The organism is Xanthomonas codiaei (assembly GCF_002939785.1).
Taxonomy (GTDB): Bacteria; Pseudomonadota; Gammaproteobacteria; order Xanthomonadales; family Xanthomonadaceae; genus Xanthomonas; species Xanthomonas codiaei.
On the sequence record NZ_MDEC01000009.1, the window covers coordinates 75,184 to 92,279 of the forward strand.

The 17,096-nt window shown below is 66.0% G+C and carries 19 protein-coding genes and 1 pseudogene; 10 read left to right on the plus strand and 10 right to left on the minus strand.

Features of this window, described 5'->3' with window-relative positions; genetic code table 11:
- The first annotated feature begins 31 nt into the window (after window positions 1–31).
- Entirely contained in the window at window positions 32–295 is a 264-nt protein-coding gene (locus XcodCFBP4690_RS08625; RefSeq protein WP_104540641.1) for a PDZ domain-containing protein, read from the plus strand.
- A 313-nt stretch (window positions 296–608) separates the two neighbouring features.
- On the opposite strand, the gene XcodCFBP4690_RS08630 is transcribed toward XcodCFBP4690_RS08625, so the two are convergent.
- The 3 genes from XcodCFBP4690_RS08630 to XcodCFBP4690_RS08640 form a co-directional block, all read right to left on the minus strand.
- Window positions 609–1,109, minus strand: a complete 501-nt coding sequence (locus tag XcodCFBP4690_RS08630; protein ID WP_104540555.1) for a DUF3060 domain-containing protein — start codon at window positions 1,107–1,109, stop codon at window positions 609–611.
- Between the two features lie 339 nt (window positions 1,110–1,448).
- Window positions 1,449–2,816 carry an adenylosuccinate lyase gene (purB, locus tag XcodCFBP4690_RS08635; protein ID WP_104540556.1) on the minus strand — a complete coding sequence of 456 codons (1,368 nt, stop codon included), beginning with the start codon at window positions 2,814–2,816 and terminating at the stop codon, window positions 1,449–1,451.
- 35 nt (window positions 2,817–2,851) lie between these two features.
- Window positions 2,852–4,174, minus strand: a complete 1,323-nt coding sequence (locus XcodCFBP4690_RS08640; protein ID WP_104540557.1) for a hemolysin family protein — start codon at window positions 4,172–4,174, stop codon at window positions 2,852–2,854.
- A 411-nt stretch (window positions 4,175–4,585) separates the two neighbouring features.
- Here XcodCFBP4690_RS08640 and XcodCFBP4690_RS08645 point away from each other — a divergent pair, with 411 nt between their 5' ends.
- Window positions 4,586–5,992, plus strand: a complete 1,407-nt coding sequence (locus XcodCFBP4690_RS08645) for a class II fumarate hydratase (RefSeq protein ID WP_104540558.1) — start codon at window positions 4,586–4,588, stop codon at window positions 5,990–5,992.
- 107 nt (window positions 5,993–6,099) lie between these two features.
- Here the strand turns inward: XcodCFBP4690_RS08645 and XcodCFBP4690_RS08650 are convergent, their stop codons facing one another.
- The 7 genes from XcodCFBP4690_RS08650 to XcodCFBP4690_RS08680 all read right to left on the minus strand — a co-directional run bounded on the left by XcodCFBP4690_RS08650 (window position 6,100) and on the right by XcodCFBP4690_RS08680 (window position 10,542).
- Window positions 6,100–6,522 carry a hypothetical protein gene (locus XcodCFBP4690_RS08650; RefSeq protein ID WP_167394539.1) on the minus strand — a complete coding sequence of 141 codons (423 nt, stop codon included), beginning with the start codon at window positions 6,520–6,522 and terminating at the stop codon, window positions 6,100–6,102.
- A 161-nt stretch (window positions 6,523–6,683) separates the two neighbouring features.
- Complete coding sequence (locus tag XcodCFBP4690_RS08655; RefSeq protein WP_104540560.1) at window positions 6,684–7,214, minus strand: DUF2884 family protein; 531 nt, start codon at window positions 7,212–7,214, stop codon at window positions 6,684–6,686.
- 24 nt (window positions 7,215–7,238) lie between these two features.
- Window positions 7,239–8,063, minus strand: a complete 825-nt coding sequence (locus XcodCFBP4690_RS08660; RefSeq protein ID WP_104540561.1) for a DUF4097 family beta strand repeat-containing protein — start codon at window positions 8,061–8,063, stop codon at window positions 7,239–7,241.
- Window positions 8,064–8,073: 10 nt separating this feature from the next.
- Window positions 8,074–9,060, minus strand: a complete 987-nt coding sequence (locus XcodCFBP4690_RS08665) for an ABC transporter permease (protein ID WP_104540562.1) — start codon at window positions 9,058–9,060, stop codon at window positions 8,074–8,076.
- Window positions 9,057–9,932, minus strand: a complete 876-nt coding sequence (locus tag XcodCFBP4690_RS08670; RefSeq protein WP_104540563.1) for an ABC transporter ATP-binding protein — start codon at window positions 9,930–9,932, stop codon at window positions 9,057–9,059. The genes XcodCFBP4690_RS08665 and XcodCFBP4690_RS08670 overlap by 4 nt, the downstream gene beginning before the upstream one ends.
- Window positions 9,929–10,291: a GntR family transcriptional regulator gene (locus tag XcodCFBP4690_RS08675; protein WP_104540564.1), complete on the minus strand. Its 363-nt coding sequence runs from the start codon at window positions 10,289–10,291 to the stop codon at window positions 9,929–9,931. Before XcodCFBP4690_RS08675 ends, XcodCFBP4690_RS08670 begins: the two co-directional genes overlap by 4 nt.
- A gap of 2 nt (window positions 10,292–10,293) precedes the next feature.
- On the minus strand, window positions 10,294–10,542 hold the full coding sequence (locus XcodCFBP4690_RS08680) for a hypothetical protein (RefSeq protein ID WP_104540565.1): 249 nt from the start codon (window positions 10,540–10,542) through the stop codon (window positions 10,294–10,296).
- A gap of 134 nt (window positions 10,543–10,676) precedes the next feature.
- Between XcodCFBP4690_RS08680 and XcodCFBP4690_RS08685 the strand changes: the two genes are divergently transcribed.
- From XcodCFBP4690_RS08685 to XcodCFBP4690_RS08715, 8 genes and pseudogenes are all read left to right on the plus strand, one after another.
- Window positions 10,677–11,234 (plus strand): glutathione peroxidase, encoded by a 558-nt coding sequence (locus tag XcodCFBP4690_RS08685; protein ID WP_104540566.1) that lies wholly within the window; start codon window positions 10,677–10,679, stop codon window positions 11,232–11,234.
- 35 nt (window positions 11,235–11,269) lie between these two features.
- A complete protein-coding gene (locus XcodCFBP4690_RS23035) occupies window positions 11,270–11,455 on the plus strand; it encodes a hypothetical protein (protein ID WP_244183598.1) in 186 nt (61 codons plus the stop codon).
- Window positions 11,373–12,296: an FKBP-type peptidyl-prolyl cis-trans isomerase N-terminal domain-containing protein gene (locus XcodCFBP4690_RS08690; RefSeq protein WP_244183596.1), complete on the plus strand. Its 924-nt coding sequence runs from the start codon at window positions 11,373–11,375 to the stop codon at window positions 12,294–12,296. Before XcodCFBP4690_RS23035 ends, XcodCFBP4690_RS08690 begins: the two co-directional genes overlap by 83 nt.
- 24 nt (window positions 12,297–12,320) lie before the next feature.
- A pseudogene (locus XcodCFBP4690_RS23330) lies at window positions 12,321–12,594 on the plus strand (UDP-glucose 6-dehydrogenase); the annotation flags it as partial.
- 159 nt (window positions 12,595–12,753) lie between these two features.
- Entirely contained in the window at window positions 12,754–12,990 is a 237-nt protein-coding gene (locus XcodCFBP4690_RS08700) for a SlyX family protein (RefSeq protein WP_104540643.1), read from the plus strand.
- Window positions 12,991–13,008: 18 nt separating this feature from the next.
- On the plus strand, window positions 13,009–13,746 hold the full coding sequence (locus XcodCFBP4690_RS08705) for a DUF2058 domain-containing protein (RefSeq protein WP_341871611.1): 738 nt from the start codon (window positions 13,009–13,011) through the stop codon (window positions 13,744–13,746).
- Between the two features lie 212 nt (window positions 13,747–13,958).
- Window positions 13,959–16,070: an acyltransferase family protein gene (locus tag XcodCFBP4690_RS08710; RefSeq protein ID WP_104540568.1), complete on the plus strand. Its 2,112-nt coding sequence runs from the start codon at window positions 13,959–13,961 to the stop codon at window positions 16,068–16,070.
- 95 nt (window positions 16,071–16,165) lie between these two features.
- The gene (locus XcodCFBP4690_RS08715) at window positions 16,166–17,020 is read left to right on the plus strand and encodes a transporter (RefSeq protein ID WP_410049638.1); all 855 of its coding nucleotides are present in this window, start codon (window positions 16,166–16,168) and stop codon (window positions 17,018–17,020) included.
- The last annotated feature ends 76 nt before the right edge of the window (window positions 17,021–17,096 follow it).

Genomic DNA, 17,096 nt, shown 5'->3' on the forward strand with positions numbered 1-17,096 from the left:
AGAGAAGGGCTGGTTCGGCTTGAGTTTTGCGGTGGAAAGCGAGGGGTTTTCGTTCAATCCCACGCTGACCTCGGTGACCATCGACTCGGTCAAGCCGGCATCGCCTGCCGCGGCGGCCGGCCTGCAGGTGGGCGATGCGATCGTGGCGGCGCAGGGCATCCCGGTGGCGGGCAGCAAGGCCGATGTGCTCAAGACCGCGGTCGATCGCAAGGTCGGGGAATCATTGCGCTTCATGATCGTGCGGGGGACCGCCAAGCCTCGCGAGGTGACGCTGGTGGCGGCGCGTCGCCCCTGAGTGGTGGCAATGCCGGGGGCGCTGTTGTCCGGTGAGCGAGACTCCTCGTTGCAACGTGGCCCTTGCCGAAGTGGCGATAGCGGCGTAAGCCATGGCCACGGCAACAGCTCTTGATTCCACGGGTGTCTGCCGCCAGAGCGCAGCGTCGGTAGCGGCGCTGCGCCCCAGTGCAGCCGGCAATTGCTGTGCAGTCGCCAGGCGGGCGCGGCCAGTGTGCGGATTGGCATCGGCCACGCATACGTTCCGATTCCGAGCGCGCCGTCCATCTGCGCGACGACTGCTCGCCACGTTCTGTGAGCGGCTTGGAGGTGAATCACATCACCTTGTTGCCACTGCCGCTGTCGTCCAGCGTCGGTTTGCTGGATGGGTTGACGGTGTTGTCGTTGCCGGAAAACCGGACGTGCTTCACTTCGCGCGCCAACACCAGGTTCTTGTTGCCCTGGATGTCCACGTTATCCACATTGGTTAGATTCAATGTGTTGTCGTGACCGGTCACGCTGAGCTGGCCGAGCTGCCTGTTGAGCACGGTGAAGTTGCTGCCTTCCACGCGGATGCTGCGGGCATTGTCCAGATTCATCGCGCCGCGCGAGGCGGTGATGGTCACCGCGCCGCAGTCGCCATGCAGGATCCACTCACTGTCGTTGCGGGTCAGGCGGACATCCTTGCCACTGCAGTCCGCGCCGCTGGCCGGGTCGGTGAGGGCGGAGGACATGGGCGATACCGCGTGTGCGGCCGGGCCATCGGCACCGCAGCCGCTCAATGCGGCGATGCTGGACAGGGCTAACAGCGGCGCGATATTCCGAACTGCACGCATGGGTGGTCCCTCACTTGGATGAGGCCGGCACCATAGCAGCCAGGCCGGAAGGCGTCGTTGACGCCGGCTCGACGCCTGGGCATTGCCGGCCAATCCGGCCACGCTTCCCGTTCGGGACGGCGGCAGACGCGAAGATCCACTGTGCATCAGCAACGACCGCGCCCGCCCGGCACGGCCATTGTCTGCATTTCATCGGCTTGGAGCGACGCCAAATCATGGCCGGCAGTGGCCAGGTGGGATGGGTGGCGTGATCGGAACCCGAGCGTTACCTGCGCCTCATGTCGATCCCGGGCGCCACTCGCGCCCGTGCGGTGTTGCGCAGTCGTTTCGTTGCCCCGTCTAGATCGCGCGGGCCAACTGTTCGGCCAGGCCGGTGTAGCCGCCCGGGGTGAGCGCGCGCAGGCGCTGCTTGTCTTCTTCGGGCAGTTGCAGGCTTTCCACGAAGGCCTGCATCGAGGCGGCGGTGATGCCCTGGCCGCGGGTCAGCGCCTTCAGTTGCTCGTACGGACTGGGCAGGCCATGGCGGCGCATCACCGTCTGCACGGCTTCGGCCAGCACTTCCCAGGCCGCGTCTAGGTCCGCGTCCAGGCGCTCGGGGTTGACGGTCAGCTTGCCCAGGCCCTTGGCCAGCGAATCCAGCGCGACCTGGGTGTGGCCGAACGCGGTGCCGAGCGCGCGCAGCACGGTGGAGTCGGTGAGGTCGCGCTGCCAGCGGCTGATCGGCAACTTGGCGGAAAAATGCTCGAACAAGGCGTTGGCGATGCCGAAATTGCCTTCGGCATTCTCGAAGTCGATCGGGTTGACCTTGTGCGGCATCGTGGACGAGCCGACTTCGCCTTCCTTGAGCTTCTGCTTGAAATAGCCCAGCGAGATATAGCCCCAGATGTCGCGCGCCAGATCGATCAGGATGGTGTTGGCGCGGCGTGCGGCATCGCCGATCTCGGCCACGTTGTCGTGCGGCTCGATCTGGGTGGTATAGGGATTGAACACCAGGCCCAGGCTTTCCACGAAGCGCTGCGCGAACGCCGCCCAGTCCAGCTGCGGGTACGACACCAGGTGGGCGTTGTAGTTGCCGACCGCACCATTGATCTTGCCGGTCAGCTCGACCGCGGCGATCTGCTTGCGCTGGCGCTCCAGGCGCGCCACCACGTTGGCGATTTCCTTGCCCAGCGTGGTGGGCGAGGCGGTCTGGCCGTGGGTGCGCGAGAGCATGGGCTGGGCGGCCTGCGCATGCGCCAGGGCGCGCAGCGAGGCGACGATGCCGTCCAGCGTGGGCAGCAGCACCTCGCGGCGTGCCTGCTCCAGCATCAGGCCATAGCTGAGATTGTTGATGTCCTCGCTGGTGCAGGCGAAATGCACGAATTCCAGCGCCGGGCCCAGTTCGGCGTCGTCGGTGAGCTGCTCCTTGATGAAGTACTCCACCGCCTTGACGTCGTGGTTGGTGGTGCGCTCGATCTCCTTGACGCGCGCGGCGTGGGCGACGCTGAAGCCGTCGGCCAGTGCACGCAGGCGCTGCACGGCGGTGTCCGAGAACGGCGCCAGCTCGGCGATGCCCGGTTCGGCGGCCAGGGCCAGCAGCCACTCGATCTCGACCTTCACCCGCGCCTTGATCAGGCCGTATTCGGAGAAGATCGGGCGCAGCGCGTCCACCTTGGAGGCGTAGCGGCCGTCGAGCGGAGACAGGGCGAGCAGGGCGGAATCCGACATGGGCAGGGCACTGGGAAGCTGGCGGGGCCGGTATTCTACGCCGCCCCGGCCCCGGCTTCGCCCAGCGGTCGTACCGTGACCGCCTGGATGCGATGGCCGGCCATGCGCCGCACGGTCAGCGCGTGGCCGTCCAGTTCCAGGGTTTCGCCTTCTTCGGGCAGCCGCTGCAGCTGGTGCACGATCAGCCCGCCGACCGAATTGACGTGGTCGGGCGCGCTCAGGTCCTGGCCGAGCAGGCGTTCCAGGCGGAAGATCGAGGTGCTGCCGGCCACCAGCAGCGAACCGTCCTGGCTGCGGACCGGAGCATCGCGCACCACGTGGCGGTGCTCGTCCTCGATCTCGCCCACCACCACTTCCAGCAGGTCTTCCAGGGTGAAGAAGCCCATGATGCGGCCTTCGTCCTCCACGCACAGCGCCAGATGGGTGGTGCCGGTGCGGAATTGCTCCAGCGCATTGGGAATCGGCGTTTCCAGGGTCAGCAACGTGGCCGGGCGCAGCAGCGGGCGCAGGTCGTCCAGCTCCTGGCCGCGCGCCATCGCCACCAGCAGGTCCTTGGTGTGCAGGATGCCCAGCACCTGCTCGCCGTCGGTATCGAACCACGGGTAGCGGCTGTAACGCGATTCGCTGAACTCGGCGAGCAACGCATCCAGGTTCATGCCCTCGCGCAGGCTGCGCATGTGCTCGCGCGGGCGCATCAGGTCGCCGGCCACCAGGTCCGGTAGCTCCAGCGCGTGGCTCATCAGCGCCAGGCCGTGATCGGGCGCGGCCGCGTTGGGATCCTGGCGGCCGACGATGAGCTTGAGTTCTTCGCGCGAGTAGCGGTGCGACTGATGTTCGACATTGCCCCAGCCCAGCAGCCGCAACAGGCCGTTGGCACTGGTATTGAGCAGCCAGATCGCCGGGAACATGATCCAGTAGAAGACATACAGCGGCGCCGCGGTCCACAGCGACATCCGCTCCGGGCGTCGGATCGCCATGGTCTTGGGCGCCAGTTCGCCCAGCACGATGTGCAGGAACGAGATCAGGCTGAAGGCGATCGCCAGCGCGGTGAACTGCGAAGCGTCCGGCGACAGTCCGAGCAGGTCGAACAATGGCTCCAGCAGGTGCGCGAATGCCGGTTCGCCCACCCAGCCCAGGCCGAGCGAGGCCAGGGTGATCCCCAATTGGCAGGCCGACAGATACGCATCCAGGTGCGCATGCACGCCCAGCAGCAAACGTCCGCGCCAGCCATTGTTCTGTGCCAGCCCCACCGCCTGGGTATGCCGCAGTTTGACCAATGCAAATTCGGCGGCAACGAAGAATCCGTTCAACAGCACCAGCAGCAGCGCGACGAACAGCAGCAGGACGTTACCGAGCATGTCCGCCTCCGCAACGATCGACTGCGGCGCCCGAGCGCATCAACGTGGGCAGCGGCGTAACGGTGGTGTGTGCAATGAAGCACGACACGCGCGGTGCGTTTCTACAGTCAGGCTCGTCGCCCATGGCGGCGTGGTTCCTCGGATGGAATGAGCCGGCAGTCTAAAGCGTGTCATGTAGGTGGAGGTGAGCGCGACACGGCCGGCGGCGTGTCTTGCAAGGGGGGCGGCGCTGCCCTGGGTAGCCGCCGGGGCGCGAGATGCGCTGTGTCCTGGCATCGCAATGCGCCGGACCTCGCAATGCCACGACACAGTGCAACGTGCGTAGCGAGTATCGTAGACGACCTCGCCAGCGTGGGTGCGCCCGCGGCCAGCCATTGCGTCACCACAAATCACCAATTGCGGAGAGTGCAGATGAGCGAACGTTTCAGGACCGAACACGACAGCATGGGCGAGTTGCAGGTGCCCGCCGAGGCGTTGTGGGGCGCGCAAACCCAGCGCGCGGTGCAGAATTTCCCGGTGTCCGGCCAGCCGATGCCGCGCGGCTTCATTCGCGCGCTGGGCTTGATCAAGGCCGCTGCGGCGAGCGTCAATGCCGACCTGGGGCTGCTGCCCAAGGCGATCGCCAAGACCGTGCAGGATGCGGCCTTGCAGGTGGCCGAAGGCGCGCATGACGCGCAGTTCCCGATCGATGTGTACCAGACCGGCTCGGGCACCTCGTCCAACATGAATGCCAACGAGGTGATCGCCACGCTGGCCACGCGTGCCGGCAAGGCGGCGGTACACCCCAACGACCACGTCAACCTGGGGCAGAGTTCCAACGATGTGGTGCCCACCGCGATCCGTGTGTCTGCACTGCTTGCAGTGCAGGAACAGCTGCAGCCGGCGCTCAAGCACCTGCGCAAGACCATCGACAAGCGCGCCAGATCGCTGGACAAGGTGGTCAAGACCGGGCGCACCCATCTGATGGATGCGATGCCGCTGACCTTCGGGCAGGAATTCGGCGCCTGGTCTGCACAGTTGAGTTCCGCGCAGGAACGGATCGACGACGCGCTCAAGCGCCTGCGCCGGCTGCCGCTCGGTGGCACAGCGATCGGCACCGGCATCAATGCAGATCCGCGGTTTGCCGCCAAGGCTGCCAAGGCCTTGTCGACCTTGAGCGGGGCGAAGTTCGAGAGCGCCGACAACAAGTTCGAAGGCCTGGCCGCGCAGGACGATGCGGTGGAGTTGTCCGGCCAGCTCAATGCGCTGGCGGTGGCGCTGATCAAGATCGCCAACGACCTGCGCTGGATGAACGCCGGCCCGTTGGCCGGGCTGGGCGAGATCGAATTGCCGGCGCTGCAACCGGGCAGCTCGATCATGCCGGGCAAGGTCAATCCGGTGATTCCGGAAGCCACCGTGATGGCCTGCGCCCAGGTCATCGGCCACCACACCGCGATCACGGTGGCGGGGCAGACCGGCAACTTCCAGTTGAACGTGACCCTGCCGCTGATCGCCTACAACCTGCTGGATTCGATCACGCTATTGGGCAATGTGTCGCGGTTGCTGGCCGATAGCGCCATCGCCGGATTGAAGGTGCGCCAGGAGCGTGTGCGCGAGGCGCTGGACCGCAATCCGATCCTGGTCACCGCCTTGAATCCCATCATCGGTTACGAAAAGGCAGCGGCGATCGCCAAGCGCGCCTACAAGGAACAGCGACCGGTGCTGGAGGTGGCGCTGGAAGACAGCGGGCTCAGTGAGGCGGATCTGCGCCGTTTGCTGGATCCGGCTGCGCTGACCCGCGGTGGCATCCAGGCCGGCAGCACTGGCGGCGGTGGCTGATCACCGCAGTGTGCGCGCGTAGGAGCGCCCCCGGGCGCGACAGGGCGTTGTCGATAAAGCCCCGTCGCGCCCGGATGCGCTCCTACACGGCTTGCGCGATCCAGGGCTCAATGCCGCTCAGCCTGCACGTTGCCGAAGCTTTCGCGGTAAGGCTGCAGTGACGGGATATCCTTGAGCAACTCTTCGCTCAGTTGCTGGATTTCCGGCGTCGCGGTCAGCTTGATGGACTTGTAATCCGGGTCTGGGCCGGCGTCGTTGACCGCCTGCTGGCGCAGCATCTGCAGGTGACCGAACAGCAGCTGCAGCTTGGCGCGGGTGGCTTCCTGCTGCGGCAGCGCGATATCGTCGATCTTGAGCGTGCCGTCCGGAGTGATCTCCGCGTTGGCGGCTGGCGGGCGACGGATCATCACCGACTGCGTGGTGATGGCAACGCGCGGCTTGCCACGTTCGGCACGCCGGGACGACTGATCGCCGCAGGCGGCGAGTGTGCATAGCAATAGCGCCATGCAGAGCATCACGAACTTGTTCATCGGATCGCTGGGTCGAGGGGAGCGCATTAGTGTAATCCCGCCACAGTCTGCGAGTGCCCGCGCGTCTGGCGGCCGGGGCGGACAAAACGTCGCAGGCCTGCGTCCATTGGCGGTGCAGTACGCCCCTCGGTGCCGCGTCGGCCAACAGGCTCACGCCGCCCTCACTCGCGGCAGTCGGCAACATCCTTCTGGCTGAGATTGGCGTAGGGGCCGAACTCGGGCACGGCGCTGGCCGCCGCATCCTGCGCGCCGCGCAGCTTGTCCAGCTGGTCGCAGATCAGCATGGCCTTCTGTTTGAAGGTCTCCGCTTCGGCTTCGATCTTGTCGCCGATCTGGTCCGGGTTGCCGCTCAGTACGCCCTTGAGCGCTTCACCGGCGGCATGCGCGCCGAATGCCGCGCCCTGCGTGCCGATATCGATGCCTTTGGCCGCAACACCCTGGATCTGCGCGTAGTAATTGCGCATCGCCCGATGCTGCACGTCGTTCAAGGTCACCGGCTTGCCGTCGATGCTGAGTGCACCGTCGGCACTGATGGTCGCCGCCGGCATGCCGCTGCGCTTGAGCGTCACGCTCTGGCCGTTGAAGGTCACCCCGCCGCTGTCGTTCTGGCCCGACACCACGACCTTGGGCTCGGACTTGCCGCAGCCCACCAGCAACACGCTGGCCATTACCGCAGAAATAAGCAGTTTCATGAGCTATCCCCCCCGATTGAAGAGTTATTTGTCTGCCGGCACGCGCACGGCGCCGCCCACATCGCTGGCGCTGATGTCGCCGCTGCCCTTGCGCGCAAGGCTTACGTCGCCACTGACCTTGCGCACCTGGATCGAGCCGGACTTGATCGCCTCGATCACGACGCTCCCCTGCACATCCTCGATCTCCACATCGCCCGATCCCACGGTGCCGACGCTCACGTTGCCTGCCATGCCACGCAGTTTGACGTCGCCGGAGCCGACCGTGCCGACCTCGGTTGCGCCATGGATCTGCCTGGCCTTCAGATCGCCCGAGCCGACTGCCAGTGCACGCAGCGATCCGATGTCCTCCAGTTCGATGTCGCCGGATCCCACCTTTGCGGTGACGCGGCCCTTGCTGCGGCGAATGGCCATATCGCCCGAGCCGACGTCGGCGCTGACGGCGGCGGCGCCGGTGATCTCGGCATCGCCGGAACCCACATCGAACTGCACCAGCAGGGTGTTGGGCACGCTGCCGCGCAGGTCCAGATACGAATAGTTTTCGCCGATGGACATGCGGATCAGTCGGTCTTCGGCCAGGGTCACCACCAGCTTGTCGCCGACCCGCTTCTGGGTCACGTTCAGATGCTTGAGCAGCTCGGACTTGGCCGCACAGGCGCGCCCGTGCAGGCGTCCGCCGGTGCCGGGCGCTGCATCCAGACGCAGGTCATTGGAACCGACCTCGAACAACACCGACTTCACTCCCGCCAGTTGCAGCTCCAGGCTGCGCGGCTCGGAGAACTTGCATTGCTCTTCGGCAGCTGCGGCGCCGGGCAATGCGAACAGGACGGCCAGGGTCAGGGGTAGGCGCATGCGATGTCCTTCAGGCTTCGGAGCGCCGGCGGCGCAGGTAGATGGAGGCGACGATCAGGGCCGCACCGATGGCGGCACCGATCCAGATATCGGCGTTGCCGTAGACGCGTGCGCTGTCGGTGTGCTGCAGGGCCCACTGCACCAGGTCGCTGGGGTTCTGCATGGCGCTGCTGTCCAGGTTGCCGCTGACCGCACGCGGCGACCAGGTGCCAGGCAACACGCTGAGCAGGCCGCGGTAGCACACGATGTACCAGATCCAGCCGATCGGCAGCGACACGCCGGGCATCGCCGACAGGATGCTCAGCATCACGCAGGCCAGCAGCGGGAACAGCACCGCCCACAGGAACGGCTTGCTGTTGGCCCAGGCCGAGCAGAACATCAGCCAGCCCACGGTCGGCAGCGACCACATCAAGCTCATCGGCACGGTCTTGAGCAGCAGCCACAACAGCGAGAACGGGTGCGAGTGCGTGGCCATCGCCCACGGGCTGGGCGCACCGGCGATCAGGGCACCGCCGATGGCGATCAGCCACAGCGCCAGGCCTACCACCAGGCCGATCGCGATGGCGATCAGCGGCGCCAGCAACAGCGCCCAGGCGGCCTTGGACAGCACCGTCTGCACATCCGAGACCGGCAACGATTTCCAGAACAGCACGCTGCGGTCGCGGCGGTCGTCGTACAGGCTGCCCAGTGCGTAGAAGAACACCACAAAAGCCAGCACCACCGAGGCGATACCGATTCCGCCCAGCAGCAGGCCGTCGCCAACCTGGCCAAGGGTACGGGTGTATTCGGCCATATCGTCCAGGTTGACGCTGTTGCCGACCATGTTGCGGCGCGCGGTGATCGCACCGATCACCGCACCCAGCAGCGCGAAGAACACCGCGATGCCGCCAGTGATCACCTGCGCCCAGACGAAGCCGCCGCGGTGTTCCCAGTATTCGCGTTTGAGCAGCCAGCCGAAGGCGCGGGCGGGCGATGCGTGGTTGGTCATGGCGTTCATGCGTAGGTCCCCTTCATGACGGCAACAAACAGGTCGGCCAGGCCGGGATTGCGGGTTTCTCCAAAGCCGGCGAGCTGTGCCTTGGGCACCCCATCGAACAGCATCACGGTCTTGCCGAACGGCAGGCTGCGCTCGTCGATCGGCTTGAGCGCGCGTGCGGCATCCAGGTGCTCGGCGCCGACCAGTACTTCGGTATAGCGTTCGGCCACGTCTTCCATGTCGGCGGTCAGCACGATGCGGCCATCGCGGATGAACATCACATCGGTCAGGATGTGTTCGATCTCTTCAACCTGGTGGGTGGTGACGATGATGGTCTTCTGCTCGTCGAAGTAATCCTCCAGCAGGCGCTGGTAGAACTGTTTGCGATACAGGATGTCCAGCCCCAGGGTGGGCTCGTCTAGCACCAGGATGCGTGCGTCGATGGCCATCACCAGCGCCAGGTGCAGCTGCACGATCATGCCCTTGGACAGCTCGCGCACCCGCGACTTGCGGTTGAGCTGGGTGTTGGCCAGGAAACGCTCGCATTTGGCGCGATCGAAGCGCGGGTGTACGCCGGCGACGAAGTCGATCGCTTCGCCCACCCGCAGCCAGCGCGGCAGCACCGCCACATCGGCGATGAAGCAGACCTCGTTCATCAGCGCATTGCGCTCGGTGCGCGGGTCCATGCCCAGTACGCGCAGCTCGCCGTCGAAGTCGGTCAACCCCAGCACGGCCTTGAGCGCGGTGGTCTTGCCGGCGCCGTTGGGGCCGATCAATCCGACGATGCGGCCGGCGGCGATGGTGAAGCTGGTGTTGTCCAGCGCCAGCCGGTGTTTGTAGGCCTTGCGCAGGCCGCGGGCGTCGACGACATGGTCGGTGGAGACGGCGGTCATGGTGTTTTCCCCTGTGGCAACAGATCGTCGATGGACAGGCCCAGCCGCTGGATCCGTTCCAGCACCGCCGGCCATTCTTCATTCAAGAAGCGCTCGCGTTCGCTTCCGAGCAGCTTCTGCGCCGCTTCCGGGGTCATGAACATCCCCAGGCCACGACGCTTTTCCACCAGGTTCTCGTCGGCCAGTTCCTGGTAGGCGCGCGAGACGGTGATGGGATTGAGTTGATAGTCCGCTGCCACCTGGCGCACCGAGGGCAGGGCGTCGCCTGGCTTGAGGATTCCATCGAGCATCATGGCAATGACCCGTTCCTTGAGTTGGCGGTAGATGGGAGCGCCGTCGCTCCATTGGATGTCGTTCATGGTCAGCTCCGTGGGCGCAGAACCTGCGCGAAGGAGAAATAGGGCATCGACAGCGAGGTGCGCAGGTGCCGGCCGGGCCGGGTGCGCTCCTCGGGGGGAGGTGTCGGGTTTTCCGTAACCGCCTCCGACACGCCATAATCGGCGCCGGACTCCGTCACCTGACTGGAAGCGGCTCCCAGCCAACCAAGAACCAACAGGGTGCTGCCGAACAGCAACAGCGGAACTGGTCGCGTGACACGTGTGCTGTTCATGCTTTCCCCTGCGTTGGATGACTGGTGTTGTATTCAACTATAACACCGACACGCAGGCAGTCAACTGCCTGTCATACCCAACTGATGGCACCCCGCATGCGGCGGGGCGCCCTAACACTCCCGAGGACCTGTCCATGATGTTGAAACGTCTGTTGGCCGTTGTATTTGCTGGCGTTTTTGCGAGTGCGGCAGTGGCCGCCGGTGCGCCGCTGCTGGATCTTGAGTACCGCCCGTTGGCCGGCAAGACGCCAATCAACCTGAACCGTAGTTACGGCGGCAAGGTGCTGATGGTGGTCAATACCGCCAGCAAGTGCGGCTACACCCCTCAATACGAAGGCCTGGAAGCGCTCAACCAGCGTTTCGGAAGCCGGGGCTTTGCGGTGCTAGGCTTCCCATCCAACGATTTCCAGGGACAGGAGCCGGGATCGGAGAAGCAGATCCAGGAATTCTGCACGCTGACCTATGGGGTCAAGTTCCCGATGTTCGAGAAGGTGCACGTGCTGGGCAAGGACGCGACGCCGCTGTATCAGCGGCTGACCCAGGCCACCGGCGTGGCGCCGGGCTGGAACTTCCACAAGTATCTGATTGGTCGCGATGGACGCGTGGTGGCGCAGTTCCCCAGCAAGATCAAGCCGGACGATCCGAGCGTGCTGGCGGCCATCGAACGCGAACTGGGTACGCCGTCGCGCTGAGCGCCGCTCTCGCAACGCCGCGTGCGCATGCGACAATGCGTATTCAACGCCGTCGGTGGCGTGTCTTTTCACTTTCGGGAACTGCATCGAATGAAGATGGGAAAGCGCGGCGCAGCGGCGTCGCTACTGATGGTGGCAATGGCGGCTTCGATGCCGGCGATGTCGCAGCAACCGGCCGCAGCGGCCACCAAGGAGAAGCCAGTTTTGAATGCATCGTCTGAGAAGAGCACGCGCGACGACGTGAGCTACGCCATCGGCATGGATGTGGCGCGTTCGTTCGAGCCGATTGCCCAGGACATCGATCTGAGCGCAATGCAACGTGCCATCGAGAATGCGTTCAAGGGTGGCAAGCCGCTGCTGTCCGACGAGCAGACCCAGGCCACCGACACCGCCCTGCGCACCGCGCTGGCGGCCCGTAACGGCCAGCAGGTGCCGGGCATGGCGCCGGGTTCCGCGCCGGCCGCGCCGTCCAAGGAAAACGTCGGCCTGATGCTGGGCGACCGTGCGGTCGGCCCGTCGCTGGCCGGCATCAAGGACGAGATCGACCTGTCGATCCTGATGGAGGCGGTGCGTACCGTGTTCGCCAAGGGCACCACGCGCCTGACCCAGCAGCAAGCGGCCGCCACCATGCAGGCCTTCGCCGCTGCCAAGCAGGGCGCTGCCGGTGCCAAGAACCGCGAAGAAGGCAATGCCTTCCTGGCCAAGAACAAGACCGAGAAGGGCGTGATCACCACCGCGTCCGGCCTGCAGTACATGGTGTTGCGCCAGGGCAGCGGCGAGCGCCCGATGCGCACCAACAAGGTTCGTGTGAACTACGAAGGCAAGCTGCTCAACGGCCAGGTGTTCGACAGTTCCTACCAGCGCGGCCAGCCGGCCGAGTTCGGCCTGGACCAGGTCATTCCCGGCTGGACCGAGGGCGTCGCGCTGATGCCGGTCGGCTCGAAGTACCGCTTCTGGATCCCGTCCAACCTTGCCTACGGCCCGAACGGCACGCAGGGTGGACCGATCGGACCGGATGCAACCTTGACGTTCGATGTCGAACTGATGGGCATCCTGCCCTGACTTTCCGCGGGAGCCATTGCATCCATGCGCGTTGCGATCTTCGGCACCGGCTATGTGGGCCTTGCCACCGTTACCTGCCTGGCGGAAGTCGGGCCTCAGGTCGTTGGCGTGGACATCGGCCATGCCAAGGGTGAGGGCCTCGATCGCGGCATGGTGCTGGTGAACGAACCCGGCCTGGCGAAGATGGCGAAAGCCGGCCACGCCCGCGGCCGGGTGCGCTTTGGCCGCGACGTGGTAGCCGCGGGTCGGGAATACCCTCATCGCCGTGGGCAGGCCGCCGCACCGGGACGGCGGCGCGCTGCTGCATCCGCGATGCCGGCGATCAGGATCGGTCGCAGGAATGCGGCCGCCACCATCGCCGAGTACCTCGGTACCGACGTCGAGCAACTGCGCAGCGGGCTCGGCATCGCGGCTGCCGGTCCGGCTCGTGACGCCATTGGACGAGGTCGTTTGCTGTATGCATGAGCAACTCCCGCTGCACGACCGCGCGCTGGAAGAGCGGTTGATCGAACTGGAAACGCGGCTGTCCTTTCAGGAGCATGCGCTCAATGAACTGAGCGAGGCGCTGGCCGATGCACGCCTGACCGGTGCACGCAATGCCGAACTGATCCGCCACCTGCTCGAGGATCTGGGCAAGGTGCGCTCCACGTTGTTTGCCGACGGCGCCGACGAACCGCCGCCGCCGCACTATTGATTGCAGATTGCCAGCCCTATGAGCGATACCTTACGTGACCAGTTGCTTGGCCTGGGCTTCAAGGCCGCACCCAAGCCCGAACGCAAACCCGATGCGCGGCCTGCCGCGCGTCCGCATGGCAAGGGTGGCAAGCCCGCACCAGGCGGCAACACGCCCGGTGGCCACGGCAGGGGACCGCAGCGGCCGCACGCCGCAGCATCGACCGATGCAACTGGCGAACGCAAAGGCGATGGCAGGCCTGGCCGGCGCCATGATGGCAAGCCTGCAGGGTCGCCACGCCCGCAACATCCCGGTGCAGACCGGCGCGGCCCAAGGCCTGCGCGTACGCGCGAGGACATCGACCTGGCCAAGGCCTATGCGATCCGTGCGCAGCGCGAGAAGGACGAGCGCATCGAAGCCGAGCGCGTGAAGCAGGAGCAAGCGCGCCTGCGTCGCGAGGCCAAGGCCAAGCTGGAAGAATTGCTCAAGGACAAGGGCCTGAACCACGCCGATGCGGATATCGCCCGGCATTTCCCGTACGGCGGCAAGATCAAGCGCATCTACGTCAACGCCGATCAGCTCAAGGCACTCAACGCCGGCGAGCTGGGCGTGCTGCAGCTCAACGGGCGCTACCTGCTGGTCACCGCCGAGGTCCTCGCTGAAGCCGAAGCGGTGTTCGCTGCCTCGGTCGCATTGAAGGTGGATCCCAATGCGCCTGCGGGCGACGACCCGTATGCCGACCCCAAGTACCAGGTGCCCGACGATCTGGTCTGGTAACGCTTGGGTGCAGGTTGGAGTGTTTATGGGCACCTGCGGGTGCCCATGGTTTAAGCAGGCGGTGACGAGGCTGCTATTTCCGCATCGCCTTGTCGCACCGCGACTGGCAGACGCGGTGCGACAGGCCCGGTGCCGCTGCGCCGAGTGACGGTATCTGGGCGGACGGCCACGAGTGTCGACCATTGCCTGGATCACATCAATCAAGGATCAGGATGACGCGCTCAGTCGCAGGGAACGGTTACTTCGCCCATATCGATGGCCTGCGCGCGCTGGCCGTGTTGTCGGTCATCGTCTATCACCTGGATTCGGGCTGGTTGCCCGGCGGGTTCACCGGCGTCGACATCTTCTTCGTCATTTCCGGATTCGTGGTCAGCACGTCGGTCGATCGGCTGCCGCGCGTGTCGGTGGCTGCGGAACTGGCGCGTTTCTACGCGCGCCGATTGCGGCGGATTGCGCCGGCGCTGCTGGCCTGCCTGGTCGCGACCGCGCTGGTGTCGATGCTGTTCATCCCCGAATCGTGGCTGAGCGAGTCCAGCAGCAAGACCGGGCGCATGGCCTTGTTCGGATTGAGCAACTGGGTGCTGGCCAGCGTGGGGCAGGATTATTTCTCGCCGCGCGCGGAGTTCAATCCCTATACGCAGACATGGTCGCTCGGGGTCGAGGAGCAGTTCTATCTGCTGTTTCCCTGGATGTTTCTGGCCTGGATGCGGGGCGGTGCAGGGCGTGTCTGGTCGCTGGGCGTGTTCGCGCTCGCCAGTGCTGCCTCGCTGGGGTATGCCTGGCAGCGCACGCAGCTGCCAGGACATGAGATCACTTCGTTCTACCTGACCACCGCGCGGTTCTGGCAGCTGGGGGCAGGCGTGCTGCTGTACCAGGCGATGACGCTGCTGGGACGCCGCGGCGGACAGTCGTTGTTTGCCACCGGCATTGCGTTGCCGGCTCCGCTGCGCACGTTGCTGGTGATGCTGGCGCTGGCCGCGATCGGTCACGGAATGTGGAATGCACGCCCCGGCCACTCGCCGTGGAGCGACGGCCTGTGGCCGGTGCTGGGAACGCTGGCCTTGCTGGCCTTGCTGCATCGCCATGCCGATGGCTGGGCAGGACGCGTTCTGTCGGCCAGGCCAGTGGTGGCGATCGGGCGCATCTCGTATTCGCTGTATCTGTGGCATTGGCCGGTGCTGGTGGTGCTGCGCTGGACCGTCGGGTTGGAATCGATGGCCGCCAGGCTGGTGGCGGTAGCGCTGACCTTCGCGTGTGCGGCTGCCTCGTATCGCTGGGTGGAAGTGCCCTGGCGCAGCCGGCGTGTCGGGGCCTGGTCGAATGTGCGCGTGGTGTGCGCCGGCTTGGCTGCGTTGGTGCTGGCCGCAGGGGTGCAGTCGCTGTTGATCGAGTCGGCGCCTTACGTATCGCTGAGCGTGGTCAGCCGGCATCCGCTGGATTGGTATGCGTACGCGCGCGGCCTGCGCAAGGAACTTCCGGAGTGCCGTCTGCAGGCAAGCAACGCCGCGGTCAATGGGCAGCCGGTGCGGATCTTTGCGCGCGGGCAATGCACACGGCCTGCCACGACGCAACGACAGGTATTCGTGATGGGCGATTCGCATGCGCTGGCCTACAACGAAATGTTGCGGCGTTTTCCGCTGCTCGAAGGTGGCAGCGTCCGCCTGTACGGCGTGGCCGGTTGTTCGGTCGCGTCGATGCAGCCGGGCGGGCAGTTGCCCGGTTGCGAGGCCTTCGTCCGCCCGGCGCTGGAGGATGTGATGGCCCACGCGCGTCCGGGCGATGTGCTGTTCTTGCCGGGGCTGCGTGTGCCGCGGCTGGCAGAGCAGGACGCGCTGTTCGATCTGGACAGCAACCTTGCCGCGTTGCACGGCGCCCAGGCGCAGGCCGAGCGCGATGCCATGGTTGCGGCGACGATCGCACTGCTGGCACCGGTGCAGGCCAAAGGCGTGCTGATCGTGTTCGAAGCGCCCAAGCCGGTGCTCAAGGCGCCCCCTTACCGGTGCTCTGACTGGTTCAATCGCAGCAACGCGATCTGCCGCAACGGCATGCAGATCGAACGGGCGGTGATGGAGCGCTATCGCGCACCCGCGCTGGATGGCTTGCGCCATATTGCGGCGGGTTTGGGCGGCGCCAGCGTCTGGGATCCGTTGCCGCTGCTGTGCGATGCGCAGTGGTGCGCGCCGACCCGGCAGGGCAGGCCGGTGTTCTTCGATGCCGACCATCTCAGTGGCTACGGCAACCGCGTGCTGTTGCCCGACTTCGCCGCACATCTGCACGGGCTGCCGGCGAATGCGGCTGCGCAGAGCGGGCCGGGACCGCGATAGACAACCCGGTCACGGCCGGGGCGGCACCATGCGGGCCGTTGCCGGTTGGCGCAGTCGGGCATAAGGTCGACTGCGCTGCTGCTCACTTCCTGCCGATGGTGCTGCATATGTCCCAGTTTTCCGATGCACTGCAAGCGCGCGCGGGTGCGGCGCGGTGGTCGATGCCCGCTGAGGTGGCGTGCGATAGGCGTGTGCCGACAGGTCGCACTCTGGCGCTGGCCGGTGCGCTGCTGGCGCTCTGCGTGACCAGCGGGAAGGTGGCCGCGCAGGCGGAGGAGCCGCCCGCATTCGATCGCCCCGGTATTCCGTTTGCCGCCGAGGTACTGCAGCCCGGTGCGTTCGCCTGGGAGCAGGGCTTGCCGGATGCGAGCACCGACCGTGCCGATGGCCAGCGCACCACGCTCTACACCGCCGACACCGTGCTGCGTCTGGGGCTATCGCAGCATGTGGAGCTGCAGCTGGGCAGCGACAGTTATAACTGGCAGCACGGCGGTGGTATGCGCGTGCGTGGCGGGGGCGATAGTCATGTCGGCCTGAAGGTCGCCTTGCCCTCGCGCTCGGACAGCTTTCACTGGGCGGCGCTAGGCACCTACAGCGTGCCGACCGGCAGCCCGGCCTTCAGTGACGGCAATGCGCGCGAGCTGGGGCTGACCGCATCCTGGGACCTTGCGCAGCAGCGTGCGCTGGCGCTGTACGTCAACTACGCGCGCGACGACGATGGGCACACCTGGACCTTCGCGCCCAACTACACGTTCTTTTCCGGCGAACGCTTCAGCAGTTATGTGGAAGCGGGCGTGGAGACCGGCAGCGAGCACTCGCGTGTGGCCGGTGCCGGCGGCGCCTGGCAATTGCCGCATGCCATGCAGCTGGATGTGTCGGTGTTGCGCGGGCTGACGTCGGACAGCCCGGACTGGCAGGGTGGGATCGGGTTGTCGATAGCCTTCCACTGACGGGTCTGCCTGGCTCAACGCAGGGGAGGCGTCGAGCCGCAAGACCGGTAGGCCCGGGTAGCCCCGGGAGCCGTTG